We start from the raw sequence: 25,215 nt of genomic DNA, 5'->3' as shown, positions 1-25,215 counted from the left end.
GTTTTAAGACAACTTCTTTTTAGTATTACATTAATTTACGTCTCGTACACATCTTACAAAATTATAAATCTTACGAATATCACCTTGAGGTCCAAACGAATCTGGAAAATCGTCAGCACTTCCTGCTTTAGGATCATTACGCTGTGCTCCCGCTCCATGGACATCTAATAACTGACCATTCATTTCTCCTTCAGCTTTTCCAAAACAGAAATATACCGCATCTGTATAAGGATTAGGACCATCTTGTAAAGGAGAGCTTGTCCAATAGTAACCATATTGTCCTAGATTACCATTATAATCTTGAATTGATGTACATGTAAATAATGGATCAACTGCTGGAGAATTTGTAGTTTGTGGCGACCTTGAATAATCGACAATACTTTGAAGTTCTTTTGCATTGGGCATTCTCCAATCGCTATGACCTCCAAGATCTAATGATTCAGCGTAAGCTAAAGCATTTTCCCAATCGTAAGTTTCACTATTATCTGCTTGCTGCCACATTAATCCTGTAGCACTGTCTGTAATAGTTCCGTCTCCATTATCAGTGAAATCATTTTCGCCGTAGGATGTATTTCCTCTTACCATTCTAAAATACATGGTATTAGGTGCACCTGTAGCCGGACTGTATTTTGGGTAGCCTTTTAATCGTCCATCAACAAAATTGTATCCAAAAACAGCTTCATCAGCATTCATTATTTCTCCTACATATTCCGTAATGGACCAGGTTTGCCCATCAATTTCTCGTTCTCCAATGGATTCATCACCAATTGGTTGATCAAAATAATTCACATCAATAAACATATCTATTGAATCATCACCAAAGCAACGTCCTGTAAAATTAGCTAATGAATACAGCTCTTTAATTGTTGGTATTCTCCAATCCGTATAATCTCCCAAATTGAAATTTTCTACTGATACTATAGCATCTGCATAAGACATTTTATTACCCATATCTTTTTGCCACATTAAGCCAGTTACATTATCGGTTACTGTACCATCAACATTATCTGTATAAGAAGGTTGATTACCATTATATGTTGCATCTTGCCCATAAAAAGCATCCTCTGGATTTGGCGCAGGTATTATGGCATTGTTATTATAAAAATCTGAGACAAACGTATCTACAATGGCATATGGACGTCCTGTAAATTGAATCTCGCCACCACCATTTTCATCGTTATCAGTAGCATTCAAATTATCATCAGAGCAAGAAATTACAGAACAAATAGCCAATACACTTATCGCTATTTTTAAATATTTAAAATTCATATTTTTTCTTTTGTGAAATTTATAATTTAAAGATCTTAAATAAACTTATGTGCTAAAAAAGTTACCAATAGAAATTTCATTTAAGTCAATAAAATCTATTGGTAATTTACAGTTTACTAAAGAAATGTTTAACTTCTTCTTTAAATACATCTAATGGAATACGATGGGCTAAATCATTTCGTAAATGAATATTATATTCCGGACTAAGCTCTATTGTATTAGCTAAAAACTGAAGTGTCTCAACCGGATTTACGACATCGTCTGCTGTTCCTAAAACAAAATGCTTCAGAATACTTTTTTTATGTTCCAATTCAGGAATTTCCTGATGCACAGAACGATTTGCCAATGCAGGATTAAAGAGCAATGCTGGACATTGATAACGATTAGACACGTAATATCCTGTAAAACCTCCCATACTACTGCCAATTACAACATTAATATCATGTGAATTAAAAGCGGCTGATAGTCCTGAAATCACATTCGGTCTGTTTTCATAATCGATAGACGGAGCGTAAACAACTCCGTATTGTTCCAATATAATTCTCTTTTCAGGACTCAAACTTCCGTTTAATCCATGTATATATAAAATGTTCATGATCTTTATTCTCTATGATGCAGCTATTCTTTTGAAGTCAATAAATTAATAGTTAACAGAAAACTACGCTCAAATTTATGTACAATCTAAAATAGGGACTATAAATTATTTAATCTGTGAAAAAGCTACATTTTTATTAAAATTTATTTTGTATTTCGGCTGCTTCAAGCATTAAATAATGTAAATCTGTATTCTTTATAAACGGTTTTAAAAGATGACTTCCTGGTCCATACATCGCTAATTCTACGTAATCAGCAGAGTGTTGCATACTTATCCATCCGACTGAATTATGCGGTTTTTGCAATGTAGCTAAAAGATTAAAAGGAAGATGCCTTGGGTTATAAAGACCGTTATCTGTTCGTATATCTTTATAATAATCTAATAGCTGCCTACATTCTTCGTTTGTTAGTGCAATATTATTGGCATAATTTATTCTCTCTTTAATTTGTGAGATAGAGGTCTCTTTACCAATACCATTTAAAATCCATTCGTTAGTTTGCGTATACTTCTGAATAGCATCAAAATTATCATTAGCATCAGATCCATAAATAACTCCAGGATTGGCATTACCATGATCTGTGGTTATAATAACTAAGGTTTCACCATCCTGCTCTGCAAAATCCATGGCGATTTGTATGGCCTCATCATGATCAATTTGATCGTGTATTAAGCCTGCAATATCGTTACCGTGGGCTGCCCAATCTACTTTTCCTGCTTCTACCTGCAACACAAAACCTTTGGAATGATCTTTCATAACATCAATGGCTTTCTGAGTCATTTCCGCAAGGGTTGGTATCTTCTGAACCAACTCCTTACTATTTTGTCTATCCAAAGCATAAGGAAGTCCTCCATTATCAAAAACCCCTAATATAGGTTTATCTGTCTCTGCAGAGCGCATAGCCTGTTTGGTATTAACCACCTGATACCCTTTTGATATAAATTCTTGGTACATGTCTTTTTTATCTTTTCTTTTATCTGAAGAAAAGTAATCATCACCTCCACCCATCATCACATCAAACTTAAGTTCTAAATATTTTTCTGCAATTTCTTCTTGAGCATTTCTTGATTTGGAATTGACACAAAATCCCGCAGGTGTAGCATGCGTAATAGGAACTGAAGTGACACAACCGGCTTTTTTTCCAGATGTTTTGAATTTCTGCCAAATGGGAAGATGCTCCTCTCCACTTTTACTTACATTTAAACCGCCATTTTCAATTCTAACACCACCTCCCCAAGACGAACTAGCTGCGGCAGAATCAGTAACAATTGAGCTTGCCGAAGCCATATCCATAAGCCCTCTGCTTACTTTGTTTTTCTTATATAGGTCTAACCAATTAGAACCTGTACCTGTTTTTCTCGACAAGTACAAATCGGCCATATTTAACGTGCCAATACTCATACCATCACTAACAATAATAATTATATTCTTTGCTTTTTTATTTTTGTCAGTAACGTCATAACCAACGTCATTAATTAAACTACCTAAAGGATGTAGTAGTGTTGTTCCTAATGCAACTAAGGAGCCTTTTTTAAAAAAATTTCTTCTGTTCATTCTGGTGTGGTATAATAATTAATCTATAAGTTCACTTTCCTGAATTTTAAAATAAATCAATATTTTATATCATACTTATTTAAAATTCAATGTACCTATTACAGTCGCTAAATATTATCCATCGCGGTAATCAATACAAGCTAAAACGCATTAACATTTTATGTTATGCATGTGCTAAGTTAAATTGCTTACCTATTAACAAATCAATTTCCAATATTCTTAACCTAAAAGTAGCAGTTCTAACATATTAATACAAGGCTTTTTTGAAAATTAAATAAAAAATAAAGCCCATTTTATAAGATATAAAATGGGCTTTCAATAAATATCAGCTCTTAAATTAAAAAAGAACTATAAGTGATATTGAAAAATCAATAATACTAATTAGACTTTATTAGGCGCTTAGTAATTGTACTGTTTGCAGTTTGTACTTTTACCAAATAAACACCAGCCGCTAAATCACTTACATTAATTTCTGAACTTACATTCTTGACGCTCTTAACTTCTTGTCCGGAAATTGAGTATATACTAATAGCTTTAATAGAATCATCACCTACCACTAGAAAACTATTTTGGGTTGGATTAGGATAAAATTTAATAGTGTTATTAAATGGTAACTCTGAACTAACTGATAGTGTTGATATATCAATATCATATTTTATTAAACCTAAATCATGAACACCTAAGTAAACAGTAATATTATCCTCCGTAAACAGCATTGCAGAAGACTCAGTAAAAGGATATTCTAGCATTTCAGGAGAAATTTCAGTCCATGTTTCACCCAAATCAGTACTTATAATAATTTTTGCTTTGGCAACTGGTAAAGGCACGTTAAACCCATCAGAATAGTGCGTCACTCCAACGATTGCATTCTCTGTAATTGACGAAAAGGCGACATTGTCTGTAAATTCAGAAGAAATTAAACTCCAAGAATCTCCTTTGTTCTCAGACAAATAGATACCATTAGTTGTAGATAGCATTAATTGATTAGCATTTAAGGGGTTTTGTTCAATATCTAAAATTAATTGCGCATCAAGTGTTAAACCTTCCAATCCTGTATTACTTAAAGCCCAAGTCGCACCATCATCTACTGATTTGTAAAAATCAATTCCTTGGGTAATAAAAATTGTACTTTCATTCTCACTATCTACTTGTACCGCTTTTATAACCTCACCTAATTGTGGAATAGTAATACTTTCATCAATAATATTATCCATATCTGTTAAATCCACTTTATGCAACTCTAAACCTGTAGATATCCAACTAATATTTGGATTCGCAATAGAAGTAGACACATCTGTCAGAATTAAAAAGAACATAGAGCTCGCAATCGATTTTAAATCGGCTCCATGCGCTGAACTCACGTTGATATATGATGTATTTAGAGCTCTATTTCCAGTAAACACACGACCAGGAACAACAGGGTCTGCAAATACCTTTACTGTTGATCCAAAACCTTGTGTTAGAGACTGAAGTGCATACCCTTCTTCAGCTTCGGTTTGTAAATCTTTATGCATATAACCTGAACGCATACCATAATAAATATGATTTTCGTTTTCTGAAGAGAACGCTGCAATGGTACCTGTTGAATTAATAAAAGGGTTTTCTAGTTTACTAAGCGTTAAGCCGCCATCTGTCGTTAAGAATGGATAAAAATTAGTTGTTATCAATAATTCATTAGTCGTAAAAGGATTATACGATGCTGCTAGACCATAGTAATATGTCTCTGGATCTATTGTGGTGTAAACATAGTTAACCCAAGTGGCACCATTATCTGAAGATACAACCATTTCATTTTCTTCTAACACAATGATTTCGTCAGAGTTGTTAGGGTTAAATTCAATTTTATTAATATTATCATTAGACATGGTTGTCCAAGTGATTGGCACAATTGCCCAAGTAGATCCACCATCTAAAGAACGATACAAGTTTTCTACATGAGTATCGTATCCATAACCCGTTCCCAATAAGATATCATCTGAATTATCTGGATTAAAGGCTATAGCGTCATACGTGTTTCCTGGTATTTTATTCTCCCAAGTTTGCCCTGCATCTAAAGAAACGAAAACGCCACCTAACTCTCTAGTTGTAGAACCACCTCGCATAAGAAATAGCTTGTTATCATCGCTAGGAGAAATACTCACGTTGTTTACAGCAACATGATAGTTTAAAGGACTATAGTAAACAGCGTTCCAATTTAAACCACCATCAGAAGTATAAAACACCTCATGAGTATAAGCACCTGCTAAAGAATAGGTCGTATGCATTAACATCACATCATTGTTAGTATCCGAAATATCATAAGACTCTATTAAAATATCAAATTCAAAAGAGTTGGGTGGAGAAAAGGTCTGTGTAATCGAAGCTGTAGCTAAATCGAATATTACTATTTTATTATAATCAGTACCTTCTGCTTTAATATTAAAACTTAGAGCAGCTCCATCATTAATTAATTTTAAATCTTTTATAGTGGCATAATTATCTAAAGGATCTGAATATAAAATATCCCAAGTGTCACCGCCATCTACAGACGCTACAACATGATTCGTCAAGGTGTGAGCATAAATGACATTCTCTTGTGTTTTACTATAAGTAACATCAAATAATTGTCCATAAGCTTTTGCTCCTTCAAATTCAATTTGCGCAGTGGCTTTAGTTGAAATGATAACGCTTAAGAAAAAAAGTAATAAAGTAATTTGTTTTTTCATCGTAACATATTTTAAGATTAGGATGATAAATATAGATACACGATATCGTTAATGCCTTATTTTAAGCGTGACATTCCGTGACACTACTGTTCTTTTAGCGTGACACAAGAATTAAATCGTAGATAAATAGTTATGAAGTGTAGTGTTGTTGGGAATATTTAACTTACTGGAAAGTCGCTCTTTACGCTTCCTACAAGATTGCGGTGTAATGTTTAAAAGTGATGCGATTTCTTTATTTGATAAATTCATATATAAATAAGTGATATACCTAATATCACTTGGCGTCAGTTTATCATGTTTATATCTCAGCCTATCTAAAAACCCTTGATTAATTTCTTCAAAGTGCGTAAAAAAACTATCCCATTGGGTATCTGTTTTAAGGTGATTCTTTAACTCCCGTATCTGTTTTTTTAATTCAGGATTCTCTGCAATTTCGGTATTCTGAGATAGCGATTGTAGTACTTCTTCAATTAAATCATTCTTACTAGACAAATACAAAGCTTTAGCGGTAAGCTTTCTATTTTTAACTTCTAATTCGTTTTTAAAACGTTCTTGCTCTAATAGTGCTAAAGTTTCTTGTTCATGCAGTTGCTTTTGAATAAGCAAATAATCGCTTTTCTCTTTCGCTAACTCTAATTCTACAATGGTTTTCCGTTGTTTATGTTTTATAGAATTACTTCTGAAAATCCATAAGATAAAGCCCATACTGAGTAATGTGATTCCGATGATACTATAAAAGAAGCGTCGCTCTTGTTTTAAGACTTCTTTACTTTCAGAAAGTTCATGTTGGTAATTTTGAATTTGAAACTTTACTTTTTCAGTTTCAAACAGCTTACTATTTCTGATATCGGCTAGCGAGTCTGAAGCAATAATTACAGAATCTTTATACACTAGAGCATTTTCAAGTTGTCCCTTTTTACCGTATAAATTAGACAAATAGCTATAGACTTCTTCTCTATTCTCAATACCTGCTTGCGTATTTCGAGCTTCAATACCATAATACAGCGCTTTATCTAAACGGTTTTGATCTTCATTAATTTGTGCTAAAACCAATAGAATAAAAACTCTATTTTCTACTTGTGATATATCTTGAAACTTGGGTAATAAATTGAGAGCAATGTCTTCAGATTTGGCATATTGTTTTTTTAAGAGAAACATTTCAGACTGCGCCATCCTTCCTGTGACTAAAACATTAGGTTCATTCTTCAATAAAGGTAAGGCCTCATTAATATAAATTTGAGCAGAATCAGGCGCTTTCATTTTATTAGAGACCAATGCTAAATTCACCCCGTAATAGCCCACTTTGACCTCATCTCCTAGTAATTTTGCCTTTTGGTACGCTTTAAAGAAATAATCCTTAGCCTGTAATAAATCTTCTTCTTGAAAATAAAGAATACCTATATTATTAAGCACCGTCATTTCCTGACGCGAATCTAAATGTTCAATGGCTATTTCATAGGCTTGTAAGTAATATAAAACCGCCTCACCATAATCCGAAAGAAAATAGTAATTAGACCCTATATTTAACGTGGACCTAAAAACTTGTTCATACCATTGATTTTTTTTGGCTATGGCTTCTGTAGTAATCAATAGTTCAATAGACTGAGAATGTTCTTTTTGAAACATTAACTCTATTCCCTTATCTATCTGGCTATCTATAGTTTGAGGTGTATCAACTTGAGAATAACTACGTATCGCGATCAGTAAAGCAATACATTTGATGTATAGATGTAATTTTTTATGCATTAAACCTTAGCCTTTTTTTAAGGCTAAATGTAACTAAAATTTGAAGAACACTTTATTAAATACCTATTCACCTATTTTACAAACAAGTTAACTTAAGATTAAATTTGAAATATTAGCTCAAGCCATATATCACACATTAAATGTAATACCAGATTTTTAAAAATTATATAATTTATATCTAAGAATTTTGCAATGACGTTTTACTTCCCGATACAATATTTAACTACCCTTGTATTCATTGGTACTACTGCATTTGGGCAACAAATAGCATACAAAAAACATATAAAAAGAGAAGATTAGCAACAACTATTAATAAATAGAGCAACAAATATAGCATAAAAAAAACCGCTCGATTAGAGCGGTTTCTAAATAAAAACACCAAGCATTAATTAGCTGTACCAGAGCCTAAATAAATACTGTTTGATACTTGACTACCATCAGCAGTAATAAAAGCCATAAATAGCTCTACTGTATCTCCTGCATAAGTTGTTGGGATTGAAACAATTTGAGAACCTACTGTTCTGTCTGCTCCATCAAGTAAAGAAATAGATTCCTTTTTTGATGGATTGTAAACCAATAACATCGCTTTGTCAGTAGCATTTGCGTTACCTTCAGCAGAGTTATCATCCCAACCAAACGTTACTTCTCCAGCAGTTGCTAAATCAGTCGTTGGGTTTAGCACACCAGATAAACCTCCGCGACTTACTAAAGCGTTTGGATAGTCAACAACAAAGTTAGGTTCAGTACCTGTAATCGCATTATTCAATACATACGACATTGCAGCATTAAATTCTGTTTTCTTAACAGCTAATCCTTTATACCCTAACTTAATAAAAGGCTTTACAGCCTGTAAAAATTCTAAAGTGGCAGTAAACTTGGTTCTTTGGTTTACTTGACCAACAGTTCTTGGATTGGCTACACTTGAAGGTTTAATTCTAATGTAATCAATTCCTTTCCAGCTTCCACCGATAACGTTACCAACCTTACCTGAAAGACCTCCTAAAATACCTTGAGCAATTTTACCCATAACATAAATAATTTAAATGAAACATAATTTTCTTCGGACTTGGTACGGACTTAACACGAAGTTGTACCTTCCGATTGAATATATGGCAAGTTTTGTGCTATTCTTTTGATATGGATTTTGTTGCTTTAGATTGCTTCTTTTTGCATTTTAGAAAATAAACTTTGAATATATGATACTTTCAAATCTGCCATTTTTGAAATGATTTTATGAAGCTCCTTTTCCTTTTTGTTAATTGCTGACACAATATTAATATGTTTTTGCAACTGAATTGCATCATAAAACAATGAGCTGTAGCTGTTTTTCAAAGTGTTCCTACAATCATCTATTGAAATAAACGGAATAACACTACCTTTTAAATAGTAAGCGTAAAAACCGCCTATTTGCAACATCATAGATAAGTGAAAAAGTGTGTGTTTTACCTCTTCTGTTGTAGTAGTGACAACGAAACAGTTAGCACAGGATTTTAAGAGTGGTTTTCCGCTGTTTAGACCTTTATTTAGAATGAAAAAATGAGGGTTCGAGTAGGTTCTTCCGATTTGGTGTGTTTTTAGTTCAAAAGTTGACATAGCTATCCAATTTAAAATTGCTTCGCTACGCTTCGCGCCATTATTTTTTTTGAAAAGAAAAAAGATAGCCATAGTTGTTGTGGCGTGGGTAAGGCTGTCAAGGTTTTTGGATAAAAGTTTTTTGAGTTGAATGTCTAAATCAAAAGAAAAAGGGTCTTGAAAAAAGTTTTATTCAAAACCCGTAGGGCTTGACCTTTATAGCCTTGTGCGGTTGGCAGAGGTAGCCACATATATTTGCCATCTTTTTTTATTTTAATATTTCAAATTTGTTTAAACTTGATTCAATTTACTTTTAACTTTTCTGGGGAATTAACACTTAAAAAAATAGGTTTCAGTTCGTATTTGAGCGTTGGATGAAGCGTTTGTATGGGTAGCGTTTTAAATAGTTGTTTGATAAAACAGCATTTAAACAAGCTACTTATACAGGACTTTTAGACAATAGCTTATTGCTTTTTTGAGGCACGATAAAAAGTAATGTGCTATGGCGTAATACTACATATTATAAACCTATTTTTTTATAACCGCTGACTTGGGTGGTGGGGAAAAGTGGTCTTTAATATTTGTTAACGAAATGAAACAAACAAAGACTTGAGGTAAGGAATACTTGGACTTAACGATGGTTTTGTGCAGTTGAATGAGATAACGAATATTATAATAAATTAACGTTACCCTTTGAATGTTCGACTGTTTAATGTTTGTTCAAAATGTAGTTAGAAGTTCGGATGTGAGCGTTGGAATAGCGGATATTTAGCTCGTTTCATTTTTATTTTAAATTAATGTACTCGTGAATATCCACAGTTTAATTTTAGTTCCGATTTGTGCGGATGGTGAGTGGATATTTTACATAATAGCAGTTATAGCGACAAAAATATAATAAAACGCCGTAGGCAACCATTGAAAGGATTTTTGCTCCTATAACTTCTATTATGTAACATAGCTTGGGATTGGTTTTGTGGCGGAATAGTTGTTTTGAACGTTGGCAATAGCTCTTTGCTTTTTTATTGTACCAATTTATTAAAATGGATACTTTTAAATAAAATAAGCAATGTGCTATTATAGCGCTGGCTACAAGTATTATGACATAAAACCAATTATGCATTGGCGTGCGGAACAACACAAAAGACAGAGGATTTTGAGGTACGAAAAAACTGGGTTTTGGGTTGTGGGGAATAAAAAAAGAGCCTTCCGAAAAAGACTCTTTCATTTTTGTTTAATGGTCGTGATTTGAATGGTCATCACTTTTTTCTTCACCAGATTGATTCATCATCATTTCGTGGTCGTATTTACAACAACCTGGTAAACCATCATATGCTTCTTCATCACCTGCTACTTTTTCGGTATCATATCCTGAAGCTGCGATTGCTTTATGGATTGCCATTGCATCGGTTTTTGTATCATCAAAAGACACATCAATCTTCTTCTTATCGACATCCCAATTAGCACTTGCAACACCTTCAACACCATTAGCTGCTTTTTCGATTGTGTTTTTACACATTCCGCAATTTCCTCTTACACCAAAAGACAGGTCTGTGATTGCCATATCTTTTGACATTTCAGTAGTTGTGGTTTCTGTTTCTTTTTTGGTTTCGTTTTTACAACTTGTAAAACCTAATGCTGCTATTACAGCTACACTTAAAATTACTTTTTTACTCACGTCGATTACATTTTTGTTTTTGTATTCGTGATTTTTCTTTGAAAAATTCATTGTTTCAAATTTAATTGTTATTACTTGATTTTTTATTCTATTACTTGTTTTACTTCACCACAGGTTAGCATGGCGCTGCCAAAGTATGGATTGATTACTTTTTCTTCTTTACTCAACCAATATGCACCATTGTTGTTATCTGACATTGGACAAAATTCTACATAGACCTTTTCATTGATACCAAATAGTTGAACAGCATTGATTAGATGTGATGATAAATGTTTAAAATGGTCTCTTTGTGATTTTATATCGGATGTTTCAGAAATTGAGGTTGCAGAAGATTTTATTTCGCCTTCTAATGACATCCAATGGTTATGCGCTTTATTATCTGACAACAATTTCATATCTACTTTGTTCAATTTATTTAATAAAGTTGTTGCGTTTGCTGAAGTACTTTTTGAATCTTCTTTTACTAAAGCATCTTTTAAATTGATATACGCATTGAAAACAGCTTTTAACTGCTCTTGAAATTTCTCTGACACTTTCAAACGCTCATTCATATTAGTGTGGTCACTTTCTTTGTTAGATGCATTATTATCCATACCCAAATGACCTTCGTGTCCCGTCATTACTTTACCACCTTCTTTATTCATCATAGACTTTTTGCCTTGTAATTGTGCAGCTGCATCAACCGTAAATGTTCCGTTAGTCACTATTTCATTTCCAGCAAATATACCTTCTACAACTTCATATTGATTACCAATTTGATTGCCTAATTTAATTTCAACCATTTCAAAAATAGGTTGGTCTGGATTTGTTTTAAGGTACACCACAGAACGTTCACCTGTCCACATAACAGCAGATGCAGGAATTGTTAATACTTCGTCATTTTTAGTCGTATTGCCTTCAATATTTGCGGTTACAAACATCCCAGGTTTAAATACATCATCCTTATTGTTTAAAACAACACGTAAGGTTACAGTTCTTGTTTTTGTGTTTAAAACTGGGTCAATGAAATCTACTTTACCTTTAAACTCTTTATTAGGATAAGCATTGGTTGTTATCATCACTTCCTGTCCTTTTTTAAAGCGGTCAATCTGATTTTCATACACATCAAAATTTCCCCAAACCGTGTTTAGATTAGCAATTTTAAGTAAGGGTTGTCCTTGTTTAATGTAATCGCCTTGCTCTACCAATTTTTCTGTAACAGTACCCGAAACGGTTGCATAAACAGGAAAGTTTTCTTTTACTTTCCCTGTTTCTTCAATCTGATTGACTTGATTTTCAGAGAGCTTCCATAATTTCAATTTATTACGGACTGCTTTGTATAAAGCAGGTTGTGATTCTTTTAAAGATGCTGCTGTAATTAATTCTTGTTGTGCTGCATAGAGTTCTGGTGAATAAATGGTCGCCAATAATTGACCTTTACGAACTTCTTCACCTGTAAAACTCACATTCAAGCGTTCAATTCTACCTGAAAAGTAACTGACTTGTACTGCATTGGCTTCTTCGTTTTCAGCAATTTTACCAGATAATTTGATAGTATTGCCTTCAACATTGCCTTTACCAACAATAGATGTTTGAATATTAGCTAAAGCCATAGCATTTTCGGTCAATTTGAATTGGTCTGCTAATAAACCATCTTCACTACTTTCCGCAGGAATTAAATCCATACCACAAATAGGACAATCGCCTGGTTCTGGTTGCATAATCTGTGGATGCATAGAACAAGTCCACATTTGATTGGTTGCTGTAACCGCATCGTGATTATGGTCTGTTCCTTCTTTTGATGAACCACCAAAAAGCAACCAACCCAATGACACACCTACTACCAATATTCCGAAGTAAATTATAAATTTTTTCATAATGTTATATTTTAATATTTCTTAATCGTAATGCGTTACCTATAACCGAAACAGAGCTAAAACTCATTGCTAACGCTGCTATCATTGGCGACAATAAAACACCAAAAAACGGGAATAATACGCCTGCTGCAATAGGTATACCTATTGTGTTGTAGATAAGTGCAAAAAATAGGTTTTGCTTAATGTTCTTCATTACAGCATTACTTAATTTTTTTGCTTTTACAATACCGTGTAAATCGCCTTTTACGAGTGTTATCATAGCACTTTCTATCGCTACATCTGTTCCTGTTCCCATTGCAATACCTACATCACTTTTTGCCAATGCTGGTGCATCATTAATTCCATCACCTGCCATAGCAACTACTTTTCCATTTTTTTGTAGTTTTTCTACTTCTTTGAGTTTGTCTTCAGGTAACATACTGGCTTTAAAATCTGCAAGATTTAGTTCTGATGCTACTGCTTGTGCTGTATCGTGATTATCACCTGTAAGCATTATCACATCAATGCCTTTATCTTGAAGTGCTTTAATCGCTTTGGCACTTGTTTCTTTTATTTTATCTCCTATAACTACATACCCAACAACGGTTTCATCTATTGACAAATAAGAAACTGTTTTACCTTGCTTTTGATAAATTTTGGCTTCACCCTTAATTTCGGAAGTAATATTAGCTTTGGCATATTCCATCATTTTAGGATTACCTAATGCTACTTTTTGACCATCAATTTTAGCTTCAACACCTTTTCCAGTAACAGCACTAAAATCTTCGGATTTTAAAATTTCAGCATTATGCTCTTTCCCATATTTTACAGTAGCTTCTGCTAAAGGATGTTCGCTATTGGTATTTAATGAAACGATGTATTGTAACACTTCTTTTTCGCTTAAAGCATCATTAAAAGCACCAACGGTTTCAACTGTTGGCTTTCCTTCGGTAATTGTTCCTGTCTTGTCAACGATAAGCGTATTTACCTTATCCATTTTTTCAAGAGCTTCAGCATTTTTAATCAATACACCATTTTGAGCACCTTTACCCACACCAACCATTACAGACATTGGTGTTGCTAAACCTAAAGCACAAGGACACGCAATGATTAGTACTGCAATCGCATTTACAAACGCATACACATAAACTGGTTCTGGTCCCCAAATAGACCATACAATAAATGTGATAATAGAAACAAGAACTACAACTGGCACAAAATAACCTGAAACTTTATCTGCTAAATTTTGAATAGGTGCACGACTTCTACTGGCATCATTAACCATATGAATGATTTGTGATAAAAGCGTGTCACTTCCTACTTTTTCAGCTTTCATTAAAAAGGATTGATTACCATTAATTGTTCCGCTACTTACTTTATCTTCTTGAGATTTGTTTACAGGAATAGGTTCTCCTGTAATCATAGATTCGTCAATAGTTGTTTCGCCTTCAGTTATCACACCATCCACAGGAATTTTATCTCCTGGTTTCACTTTTAGAATATCATTTAATTCTATCTCGTCAATACTGACTTCAATTTCTTCACCATCTACTATTTTTATGGCTTTATTAGGTGCTAACTTTAGTAACTCTTTTACTGCCGAATTGGTTTTACTATGCGCACGAGCTTCTAACAACTGACCTAAAAGCACTAACGTTAGAATAACTGTTGCTGCTTCAAAATAAACGTGAACTGCGCCTAATTCAGTTTTAAATTGTTCAGGAAATACATCTGGAAACAACATACCAAATACACTAAATAACCAAGCCACACCTGCACCAATTCCAATGAGTGTAAACATATTGAGATTCCACGTTTTTATGCTTCTATAAGCACGCTCAAAGAACATCCAAGTAGCATAAAAAACAACTGGAATGGATAGTGCAAATTGAATCCAGTTCCAATTTTTCTGTTCCATTATATTATACAATGGATTGTTATTAAGCATTTCGCTCATAGCAATTAAGAAAATGGGTAATGTGAATACAGATGCTATCCAAAATTTCTTTAATAGCTTCTTATACGTTTTTTCTTCTGCTGAACTATCTGCTTCCATTGGTACTAAATCCATTCCACAAATAGGACACGAACCTGCTTCATCTTTTACAATTTCTGGATGCATAGGACACGTCCATTGTTCCTTTGAAGTTGCTGATAGATTTTGTTCTTCTACCAAATCCATTCCGCAAACCGGACAATCGCCTGGTTCATCATAAGTTTTATCGCCTTCGCAATGCATAGGACAATAAAATGTGCCTGTGCCTTTTCCTTTGGGTTGCTCTTTCTTTTTATCTTTTGAATGTTGATGCCGTTTACCTTGTTTATGAATACTGTATCTGTCACCATCCTTTTTTAAGGCTTCTTGAAAAGTTTCTATGGGAATATGCGATTCCATTTCGATGGTAGCTTCTGCCTTATCTAAATCGACTGTTGCTTTTGAAACACCTTCTATTTTAGAGAGCGTTTCTTCAACGTGACTGCGACAACCGTTGCAGGTCATTCCGTGAATGTGATATGTGTGTTTCATTGTTTACTGAATTAAATAATTTATGATTGTACTTTGTACATAGTAGGTCTTCACAGATTCTATTTGGTTCATTTGAAACTTTAGCTGCAACTCTTGAATATCCAAAACATCATTAAAATCAATCGTTCCTGTTTCGTAGCTTTTGATTAAAATGTCTTCTGCATCTTTAGCTTGCTTTAGGTTTTTGGTTTGGGTAGCATAACTTATTCTTGCAGAAATGCGTTCGTTATTCGCTTTGTCTAAAAGCGTTTCCAATGAATTTAAACGTTCCTGTTTTTGAGCAGTAATTTCCTGCTGTTGCAAATCATTTTGTTTGGTTTGCGATTTATATTTTTTATTGAAAATTGGGATAGATACCGAAACCATTGGCATTACAATATCCTTTCCGTTATCGCTGAAATCCATATTTGGTCTTTCAGCAACATTGATATAATCTAATCCAAAACCAATCATTGGACTGCTTTCTTTTTGATTTAATAATTCTGATTGCTCTATGGATTGATAGAGCTTATCATACTTCAACAATTCGGGATGTAATGCTAAATTTTCAGTAGTGATTTCAAAATCTTCTGAAGGTATCATTAGACTATCTACCACATTGACCTCAACATCATTTTCTCGATTCAATAGATTATTGAAGTTAGTTTGTTCTGCTAAAAATTGTTGACTTAACACATCTTTTAATTGTTGCATTTCGTTTTGGCGCATTTGCAATCGCAACACATCTACTGCGGATGCTTTACCAACCTCAACAGAAGTTAATGCCAACGTCTCATAAGTTTCTAATAGTTTAATATTTTCAGTTAAGACCTCTTGCTTTGCTTTGTTGGCGTATAGATTATAATAGGATTGAGATACCGAAGCCATTAGTTTTCGCTTTGCGATAACAATGTCCTCGTATTTAGCATCTGCCAATGAACTCACATAGTTTTCTCTTGATGTAATGGTTCCGAACCACGGTAACATTTGTTTAGCAGATACTTTAAAGCGTTGTGCTCCTGTTCGTGTTTCTGGTTCACTTACAAAGTAACCAACACCAAATTCGGTATTAGGAATGGTATTGACTTCGTTTACTTTTTCAGAAGCTCTTTTGTATTGTAACTCAAACTTTTGAATCTCTGGGTTGTTCGCTACTGCTTCATTGATTAACGTTTCTAATTGCTGTGCATTTCCAATGAGAACAAAGAATAACGAACAAAGAATAAAGACTGTTTTTATGTGTGATTTTATCTGTTTCATTTTACAGTTCTTTTAAGTTGAAATTCGGCTTTCCAGCTATATAATACTGGAACTACAAATAAGGTTATTAAGGCTATAAGCATTCCACCAAAACTTGGTATTGCCATAGGTATCATTATATCGCTTCCTCGACCTGTAGAGGTTAATACTGGTAATAATGCTAAAATGGTTGTAGCTGTAGTCATTAAACAGGGTCTGATACGTTTTTCTCCTGCTTCCACTATGGATGCTCTAATTTCCTTTTTATTATCTGGTGTGTTTCTATCGAATGTTTGGGTTAAATAAGTTGCCATTACTACACCATCATCTGTTGCTATACCGAAGAGTGCAATAAATCCAACCCAAACTGCTACACTTAAATTGATTGGGTGCATCTGGAATAAGTCTCGCATATTTTCGCCAAAGAAATTGAAGTTTAAAAACCAATCTTGGCCATAGAGCCAAATCATTATAAAACCACCTGCAAACGCTACTGCGATACCTGTGAATACCATTAAGGACGTACCAACCGAACGGAACTGGAAATACAGAATTAAGAAAATGATTGCCAATGCTAACGGTACAACAACCGACAAGGTTTTTTCTGCTCGTAACTGATTTTCATACGTTCCTGTAAATGCATAGTTGATTCCTTTTGGTACAATTAACTCACCAGAATCTATCTTTTCTTGGATTAGTGCTTGTGCATTTTCAACAACGCTTACTTCTGCAAAGCCATCTAATTTATCAAACAAGACGTAACCTACCAAAAAGGTGTCTTCACTTTTAATAACTTGTGGACCTTGTTCATAACGAATAGTTGCCAATTCGCTTAATGGCACAGGACTACCTTTTTCAACTGGCACATAAATCTGTTGTAAGTCTGTTGGGTTTGCGCGTAATTCTCTTGGGTATCGTACTCGAACACCATATCGCTCTCGACCTTCAACCGTTTGGGTTAAGACCATACCACCAACTGCTACTTTTAATACATCTTGAACATCTTGTATCGAAATGCCATAACGTGCAATTTTCTCTCTATCAATATCAATTAACAAATAGGGTTTACCAACAATACGGTCTGCAAAAACAGCTTCTTTTTTAACACCTTCAGCTTCCTTGATGATGTTTTCTAATTGCACTCCAAACGCTTCTATTTGCTTTAAGTCTTGACCTTTAACTTTAATTCCCATTGGTGCTCGCATTCCTGTTTGAAGCATTACTAATCGGGTTTCAATAGGTTGTAGTTTTGGTGCAGATGTAACACCTGGTAACTTTGTAACTCTTACGATTTCATTCCAAATATCGTCTGGTGACTGTATTTCTGGTCGCCAATTACGGTAGAACTCGCCATCATCGTCTGGAATGAGTTGTTCTTTTGCATTAAGAGATTGCCACGCTTCACTCTGTTCCGCTCGCAATGACATTCCGTTTTTTAACACATATTCACCATCATCATTGACTTTATAGCGTTGACGCTCTCTGTTTTCATTCAGCATATATTCTGGTTTGTACTGAATGATATTTTCATACATTGATAAAGGTGCTGGGTCTAAAGCTGATTCTGTTCTACCTGCTTTACCAACTACGGTTTCAATCTCTGGAATACTGGCGACAGCCATATCCAATTGCTGTAAAACACGTTTGTTTTCTTCTACGCCAGAATGAGGCATCGAGGTTGGCATTAGTAGAAATGAGCCTTCATTTAATGATGGCATAAACTCTTTGCCTGTATTTTTCATAATGAAAAATCCTGCAATCACAATTGCTGTTGGAACAGACAAAAAGAGCAACTTATTATCTAAACACCACTTTAAAATGCGTGTGTAATATTTGATGAATAATGAGAAAACACCCAATAAACCAAAGCAAATAACACTAACAAAAATGAGATTCCAGAAAATGCTTTTATCAACGCCTAATGGTCTCCAATATTCAGCTAACAAGAATACAATAGCTGATACCGAAATAATGATATTGATAAGATTAGCTTGCTTGTCTGTTATCTTACTTTGAAGATTGAGAAGTGCTGTAATTCCAAACGCTATCAAAATCAATCCTAACCAATACCCATAAATTATGGCTACGATTCCCAATGCTATTAAAACGCCATTTAAAACATATTTAAAAGTGTTTTTAATGTTTTTCTTTCTGAATAAAAATGCAGCAAACGGTGGAATTAAAAATAACGCCACGATTATAGAAGCTGTTAGTGCAAAAGTCTTTGTGAAGGCTAATGGTCTGAATAGTTTTCCTTCCGCTCCAATCATTGTAAATACAGGAATGAAACTGATAATAGTTGTCATAACTGCGGTTACGATTGCACCAGACACTTCTGCTGTTGCGTTATAAACTACCGTATTAATGGATTGAGTTCCATCATCTTCATCTAAATGCCGAATGATATTTTCTGATAGTATGACACCAACATCGACCATTGTACCGATAGCAATAGCAATACCTGATAAAGCGACAATGTTGGCATCTACACCAAAGAGTTTCATTGCAATAAATACCATTAAAACTGCAACAGGTAATAGTCCAGAAATTAGTACGGAAGCTCGAAGATTAAACACCATAATAATTATTACTAAAATGGTAATCAATATTTCAAGAGTTAAGGCTTCGTTAAGTGTGCCTAATGTTTCTTGTATCAATTCTGTTCTATCGTAAAAAGGCACTATGGTTACTTGTGAGGTTCTACCATCCGCTAATACTTTTGAAGGTAATCCTGCACTTAATTCATTAATTTTTTCCTTTACGTTATTAATGACTTCCATTGGGTTTGCGCCATAACGAGCCACCACAACAGCACCAACAACCTCTGCGCCTTCTTTATCTAATAATCCACGTCTTGTTGCAGGACCTAATGAAACTTTACCAATATCCTTTATCCTAATTGAAGTATAATCTTCTGAAGTGACTACTGCATTTTCGATGTCTGAAATGGATTTCACATAACCCAAACCACGAACTAAATATTCGGCTTGGTTAATTTCCAAAGTCTGTGCACCAATGTCTTTATTACTTTCCTTAACTGCTTTTACAACGTGATGTAATCCAATATTATACTGACGCATTAGTTCTGGATTCACGTCCACTTGATATTCTTGAACATAGCCACCAATAGAAGCAACCTCTGAAACACCACTTGCAGAGGACAGCGCATACTTTACATAGTAATCTTGAATACTTCGTAATTCCTGTAAATCCCAACCACCTGTAACGTTTCCATTTTCATCACGACCTTCAAGCGTGTACCAAAATATTTGTCCTAATCCTGTGGCATCGGGACCCAATGCAGGATTAACACCTTCGGGTAATAAACCACTTGGTAAGGAATTAAGTTTTTCGAGAATACGACTTCTACTCCAGTAAAATTCGATGTCTTCTTCAAAAATGATATAGATACTTGAAAAGCCGAACATAGAAGAACTACGAATGGTTTTTACTCCAGGAATCCCTAACAAGGATGTGGTTAATGGATATGTAATTTGGTCTTCTATATCTTGTGGCGAACGACCATCCCACTTTGTAAATACAATTTGTTGATTTTCTCCAATATCCGGAATGGCATCAACAGCCACAGGATTACTTGGTAAAAATCCTGTATCCCAATTAAAAGGTGCATTTACTGTTCCCCATCCTACGAAAAGGACGAGAAGTAGTACTGCAACGAGTTTATTCTCGATGAGAAATTTGATTGCTTTATTAAGCATAAATTTTGATTATTAAACAGTTAGACATTGGTAGAATACCTGATAAACTTCAAAATAATCGATTGAATTAGTTTACTCACATCTATTCTATAGCATAAATAGGTGTTCGTGATGTGCTTCGCAGTTCTATTTCCTTTATATTTCAATATAAAATAGAACCGTAACTTTGGCTATGCTTATATTTTCTATTTCATCTAAAGAAAATATAATTCAAATTCACTATCAATCATTTTAAAATTCATTCGGTATTAAGAAAACACCGAATACAGCAAATTATCCTTACAACATTGCTGTCATAGGATAAAAGAGTCTATTGTTTAAAAATCAAATTAAATAAGTCTCGTCAATCTTGAAGATTTGCTTTATGACGAGTGGTGGTTCGTATTCTTCAAAAGAAGATACATTGTTATCTAAACCTTCAAAAAGGTTAATGTAAGTATAAACAAATGAAGCGATGAATACCTGTTGCTCAAATGAGATTTTGTCAACTTGCAATTGTAATTCATCTTGACCATCGACAACTAATTGTTCCTCATCACAACAATTTTTCTTGGTGATTGAACAACCATCAGTTGAAGGTTTTTCCATTTCCATACCGCAACCTTTGGCTTTATGGAAAATAGCAGTTTCTACTAAAGTATCTCCACAATAATGCATATTCACAGTAAATGACATTGTAGAGAATAACACTACAAAAACCATTGCTAAAGACATTATTTTATGGAAAAATTGCTTCATATTGATTGCGAAGTTACGAAATTTTAACAACTATTGATTTTGTTTAACAGAAGTTTAATTGACTAATCTGCTTAATCCCAACTCATTCTCTGTAACCTGACTGCATTTAAAATGGCTAATAAGGCTACTCCTACATCTGCAAAAACTGCTTCCCACATTGTGGCTAAACCACCTGCTCCTAAAATCAATACAATCACCTTAACACCAAATGCCAATATTATATTCTGCCAAACTATTTTTCGAGTGGAACGACCTATTTTTATTGCTCTCACAACTTTTGATGGTTGGTCTGTTTGAATGATAACATCTGCTGTTTCTATTGCGACATCACTACCTAAACCACCCATTGCAATACCAACGTTACTTGCTGCTAAAACAGGTGCGTCATTAATGCCATCACCAATAAAAGCCACTTTGTTTTCAGGATTTTTCTTTAAAATTTCAACTTCGTTTAATTTATCTTCTGGTAATAATCCACCTTTAGCATTTTTAATATTCAATTCTTTTGCGACTTGTTGAGTAATGGAATCTTTGTCACCGGAAAGCATCATAATATTTTTGATACCTACTTTTTGTAATGCTGTAATAGTTTCTTTTGCATCTTCCTTTAATTCATCTGCTATTACTACATAACCTGCAAATTGATTATCGATTGCTACTAAAACGATAGATTCTACAATAGATTCCGTTTCAGTTGGAACATCAATATTATTCGCAGTCATTAAGGCTTTATTTCCTACTAAAACTATTTTACCACTTACAATTCCTTTTAATCCTTTACCTGCTATTTCAGAAACGTCTTGTGCTTCAAAATCTTCTCCTTCTGATTTATACTCTAAAATTGCTTTAGCAATTGGATGCGTGGATTGTTCTTCCATCGCCATTAAGTATTGCATAAATTCGGTTTCTTTCCAATCAATTGCTTTTACTTCTTTGATTTTAAAAACACCTTTAGTTACGGTTCCTGTTTTGTCCATTACCAAAGTATTTATCTTGGTCATTGCATCTAAAAATGAAGCACCTTTAAATAAGATTCCATTTTTGGAAGCTGCTCCCAATCCACCGAAATATCCTAATGGAATTGAAATCACTAACGCACAAGGACAAGATATTACCAAGAAAATTAAGGCTCTGTATAACCAATCTCTAAACACATAATCTTCTACAAAAAAGTAAGGTATAAAAGTAACACCAATAGCTAAAAACACTACAATTGGTGTATAGATTCGAGCGAACTGTCTGATAAATAATTCTGTTTTAGATTTACGTGCTGTTGCATTTTGAACCAAGTCTAATATTCTCGCAATAGAACTGTCTTCAAACTTATTGGTTACCTCAACTTCAATAACGCTTTCCAAATTAATACTACCTGCGTAAACCTTTGCTTCTTTTTGAATGGAATCTGGTTTGCTTTCTCCTGTTAACGCAGCTGTATTTAAAGATGCTTTTTCGGATAATAAAATGCCATCCAATGGAATTTTTTCACCTACACGAATTTGAATTTTCTCTCCAATATTGACAACTTCAGGCGAAACACTTTTATAATCTCCCTCACGAAATACATTGGCTTCTTTAGGTCTAACATCTAATAATGCTTTTATATTTCCTTTTGCACGATTTACAGCAGCACTTTGAAATAATTCGCCTACTGCATAAAATAGCATTACTGCAACACCTTCGGGATATTCACCAATAATAAATGCACCAATTGTAGCAATAGACATTAAAAAGAACTCTGTAAAAACATCACCTTTTTTAATACTATTCCAACCCTCTTTTACGACTGGAAATCCTACAGGTAAATATGCTAAACTGTACCAAGTAATACGAATCCAATCTTGAAAAAAGGAAACATCAAAATAATCTAAACCTATTCCAATGATAAGCATTGTAAAACTTATGATTGCAGGTATATAGGTTTTAAATGAACTACTATCATCGTGGCCGTGATTATGACCATCATCGTGAGAATGTTGTTCTTCTGAATTTGGTTTTAAATCTCTTAAATTGACTTTCTTTTTTTTCATTTAATATTTAATAATTTTTCAATGTCATTTGGAATAGGCATTCGTTTTAATGGTGGCACGTTTGCTCCACCTGTATTACCAAGTGGAACGTGATTTATAAATGATTTCCAGCCACCCACAAGCAACCTAATTATTTGACCTATTACTTCTTTCGTATCTTTTTGTCTAAATCCAAACTTTAGCATAAGCCAATGTGAATAGGTATGTTCTATAGGATAAGATTGTCCTATGATATGACTACGTTCTAAATGATACCAAGCATCACCAAATTGTTTATTTTCTAAACAGAAACTGTATTGTTTTAATTCTTCGTTATAAGCCTGTTTAAGATGTTTAAGTATTTTAGTATTAAACTTCATATCCACTAATTTTGGATAAAAGTAATTTAATAATAAGTGCAATGGAAGTGCATTTATCACCCACTACACTTATCACAAATACCTTTGACAACCAAGTTTACATTCTCTGAAACAAAGCCATCAGGCACTTTAATTTGAGGGATTTTATGGTCTGTTAAGCAAATGGTTTCATTGCAATTGTTACAATGGAAGTGTAAGTGTAAATCTGTTTTTATATCACAACTACAACCTTGTTCACACAATGCATATTTAGTTATTCCTGTACCATCGTCTATTTGATGTACAATATCATTTTCCTCAAAAGTTTTTACAGTTCTGTATAAGGTTGTTCTATCTGCTTTTGCAAACGCATTTTCTATGTCACTTAAAGTAACAGCGACCTCTTTTTCAGCAAGAAACTTATAAATTAATAGACGCATTGCCGTAACCCGAATATTTCTTGACTCTAATACTTTTTCTATTGTTTCCATAATTAATGTGCGTGTTCTGCTTCCCCTTTTTTCATTTCTGCGTTAAGGTAGTAAGCATTATTGTATGCAAATTGCGTGTTACTTTCTATGTCCTGAATAAATTGAATTGACACCCAATCACCATCTTTATTACCTAACACAACTTCTATAGGTTTAAAACTCCAATCATTATTTTCTTTTTCAACTGAAAACACATAATATCTATCGCCTTCTTTTATAACTGCACTTTCTGGTAAGGCTTTTGTTTGGGTATTATCTACTTGTATTTTCCCTTGAATATACATACCAGGAATCAAGTTGCCTTTTTTGTTTTCTATTTCTGCGTGAACGTGAACTGCTTTTGGATTGTCCTCAAACGTTTTACTTACTGAATAGATTTCTGCGGTAAGTTCTGTATCTGGAATGGATTGTACTGTAAAGTTTACTTTTTGACCTTTCTGTACCTTATAAACATCTTTTTCAAAGACCATTAAATCTGCGTGAACGTGATGCGTATTTACAATTTCAAATATTTCGGTTTGTGGCTCTACATACTGACCTGTTTTTACTTCAACTTTTTGCACAAAGCCTTCTATTGGACTTCGCAAGGCTATGCGCTGTGCAATTGTTCCATTGCGAACTGATGTAGTGTTAACGTTGAGTATTCTTAATTGCGCTTCTAAACCATTAACCATAGCTTTTGATGCATCATACTCTGCTTCCGCCTTTTGAAAATTAGCACCAGAACCAACACCTGCTTCATACAATTTTTGTTGACGTTCGTAATTCTTTTTCAAAAAATTACTGTTACTATAAGCGTTTAAATAATCCGTTTGTAATTTTATAATATTTGGGTGCGATAGATACGCTACTACTTGACCTTTATTTACTTTATCACCTTCAATCACTTCAATTGAAACAACATTTGCACCAATGACTGTGGTAATGGCTGCTTCATTTTGTGGTGGCACTTCTAACGTTCCATTTGCCTCAACATAACCGCTCATATTACGTAATGCCAACGTATCTATTTTCATTTTTAAAGCATCGAATTGCTGTTGTGAAAGCATTACTTCTTCGCTTTCATTATGTGCTTCATTAACTTCTGTTTTTTCTTCCTCATAGTGGGAATGACCATCATTTTCGTTATGATTTTCTTTATTTCCGCAAGCTGAAACAAAAATGGCTAACACCATTACGGTAAGGATTTTATATATTTTATTTTTCAT

Annotated in this window: 17 protein-coding genes; all 17 read right to left on the bottom strand. The window is 33.9% G+C overall.

All coding sequences use genetic code 11. The annotated features are described in order from the left end of the window. Positions 1–30: 30 nt before the first annotated feature. Entirely contained in the window at positions 31–1,269 is a 1,239-nt protein-coding gene (locus tag HM992_RS10370) for an Lcl C-terminal domain-containing protein (RefSeq protein WP_179319609.1), read from the bottom strand. A 106-nt stretch (positions 1,270–1,375) separates the two neighbouring features. Then, a complete protein-coding gene (locus HM992_RS10365; RefSeq protein WP_178984914.1) occupies positions 1,376–1,864 on the bottom strand; it encodes a YqiA/YcfP family alpha/beta fold hydrolase in 489 nt (162 codons plus the stop codon). 136 nt (positions 1,865–2,000) lie between these two features. Then, the gene (locus tag HM992_RS10360) at positions 2,001–3,416 is read right to left on the bottom strand and encodes an alkaline phosphatase (protein ID WP_179319608.1); all 1,416 of its coding nucleotides are present in this window, start codon (positions 3,414–3,416) and stop codon (positions 2,001–2,003) included. Between the two features lie 377 nt (positions 3,417–3,793). Then, positions 3,794–6,121, bottom strand: coding sequence for a T9SS type A sorting domain-containing protein (locus HM992_RS10355; protein ID WP_179319607.1), 2,328 nt, complete (start codon positions 6,119–6,121; stop codon positions 3,794–3,796). Positions 6,122–6,232: 111 nt separating this feature from the next. Continuing rightward, a complete protein-coding gene (locus HM992_RS10350) occupies positions 6,233–7,867 on the bottom strand; it encodes a tetratricopeptide repeat protein (RefSeq protein ID WP_179319606.1) in 1,635 nt (544 codons plus the stop codon). A gap of 385 nt (positions 7,868–8,252) precedes the next feature. Then, entirely contained in the window at positions 8,253–8,894 is a 642-nt protein-coding gene (locus HM992_RS10345) for a DUF6266 family protein (RefSeq protein WP_179319605.1), read from the bottom strand. A gap of 125 nt (positions 8,895–9,019) precedes the next feature. After that, entirely contained in the window at positions 9,020–9,460 is a 441-nt protein-coding gene (locus HM992_RS10340) for a DUF6943 family protein (RefSeq protein WP_179319604.1), read from the bottom strand. Positions 9,461–10,670: 1,210 nt separating this feature from the next. Next, the gene (locus tag HM992_RS10335; RefSeq protein ID WP_179319603.1) at positions 10,671–11,165 is read right to left on the bottom strand and encodes a heavy-metal-associated domain-containing protein; all 495 of its coding nucleotides are present in this window, start codon (positions 11,163–11,165) and stop codon (positions 10,671–10,673) included. 32 nt (positions 11,166–11,197) lie between these two features. Further along, entirely contained in the window at positions 11,198–12,970 is a 1,773-nt protein-coding gene (locus tag HM992_RS10330) for an efflux RND transporter periplasmic adaptor subunit (RefSeq protein WP_179319602.1), read from the bottom strand. 4 nt (positions 12,971–12,974) lie between these two features. Continuing rightward, entirely contained in the window at positions 12,975–15,476 is a 2,502-nt protein-coding gene (locus tag HM992_RS10325) for a heavy metal translocating P-type ATPase (RefSeq protein WP_179319601.1), read from the bottom strand. Between the two features lie 3 nt (positions 15,477–15,479). Continuing rightward, positions 15,480–16,715, bottom strand: coding sequence for a TolC family protein (locus HM992_RS10320; RefSeq protein WP_179319600.1), 1,236 nt, complete (start codon positions 16,713–16,715; stop codon positions 15,480–15,482). Beyond that, entirely contained in the window at positions 16,712–20,413 is a 3,702-nt protein-coding gene (locus HM992_RS10315; RefSeq protein ID WP_179319599.1) for an efflux RND transporter permease subunit, read from the bottom strand. The genes HM992_RS10320 and HM992_RS10315 overlap by 4 nt, the downstream gene beginning before the upstream one ends. 324 nt (positions 20,414–20,737) lie before the next feature. Continuing rightward, a complete protein-coding gene (locus HM992_RS10310; RefSeq protein WP_229720478.1) occupies positions 20,738–21,151 on the bottom strand; it encodes an HYC_CC_PP family protein in 414 nt (137 codons plus the stop codon). 71 nt (positions 21,152–21,222) lie between these two features. After that, on the bottom strand, positions 21,223–23,178 hold the full coding sequence (locus HM992_RS10305; RefSeq protein ID WP_179319598.1) for a heavy metal translocating P-type ATPase: 1,956 nt from the start codon (positions 23,176–23,178) through the stop codon (positions 21,223–21,225). Continuing rightward, on the bottom strand, positions 23,175–23,537 hold the full coding sequence (locus tag HM992_RS10300) for a DUF3703 domain-containing protein (RefSeq protein WP_179319597.1): 363 nt from the start codon (positions 23,535–23,537) through the stop codon (positions 23,175–23,177). The genes HM992_RS10305 and HM992_RS10300 overlap by 4 nt, the downstream gene beginning before the upstream one ends. Positions 23,538–23,593: 56 nt before the next feature. After that, a complete protein-coding gene (locus HM992_RS10295; protein WP_179319596.1) occupies positions 23,594–24,007 on the bottom strand; it encodes a Fur family transcriptional regulator in 414 nt (137 codons plus the stop codon). Between the two features lie 2 nt (positions 24,008–24,009). After that, positions 24,010–25,215 carry an efflux RND transporter periplasmic adaptor subunit gene (locus HM992_RS10290; RefSeq protein ID WP_179319595.1) on the bottom strand — a complete coding sequence of 402 codons (1,206 nt, stop codon included), beginning with the start codon at positions 25,213–25,215 and terminating at the stop codon, positions 24,010–24,012.

It is taken from the genome of Winogradskyella helgolandensis (assembly GCF_013404085.1).
GTDB lineage: Bacteria > Bacteroidota > Bacteroidia > Flavobacteriales > Flavobacteriaceae > Winogradskyella > Winogradskyella helgolandensis.
Note: the sequence above shows the minus strand (reverse complement) of the source record. Positions and strands in the feature narration are given on the sequence as shown.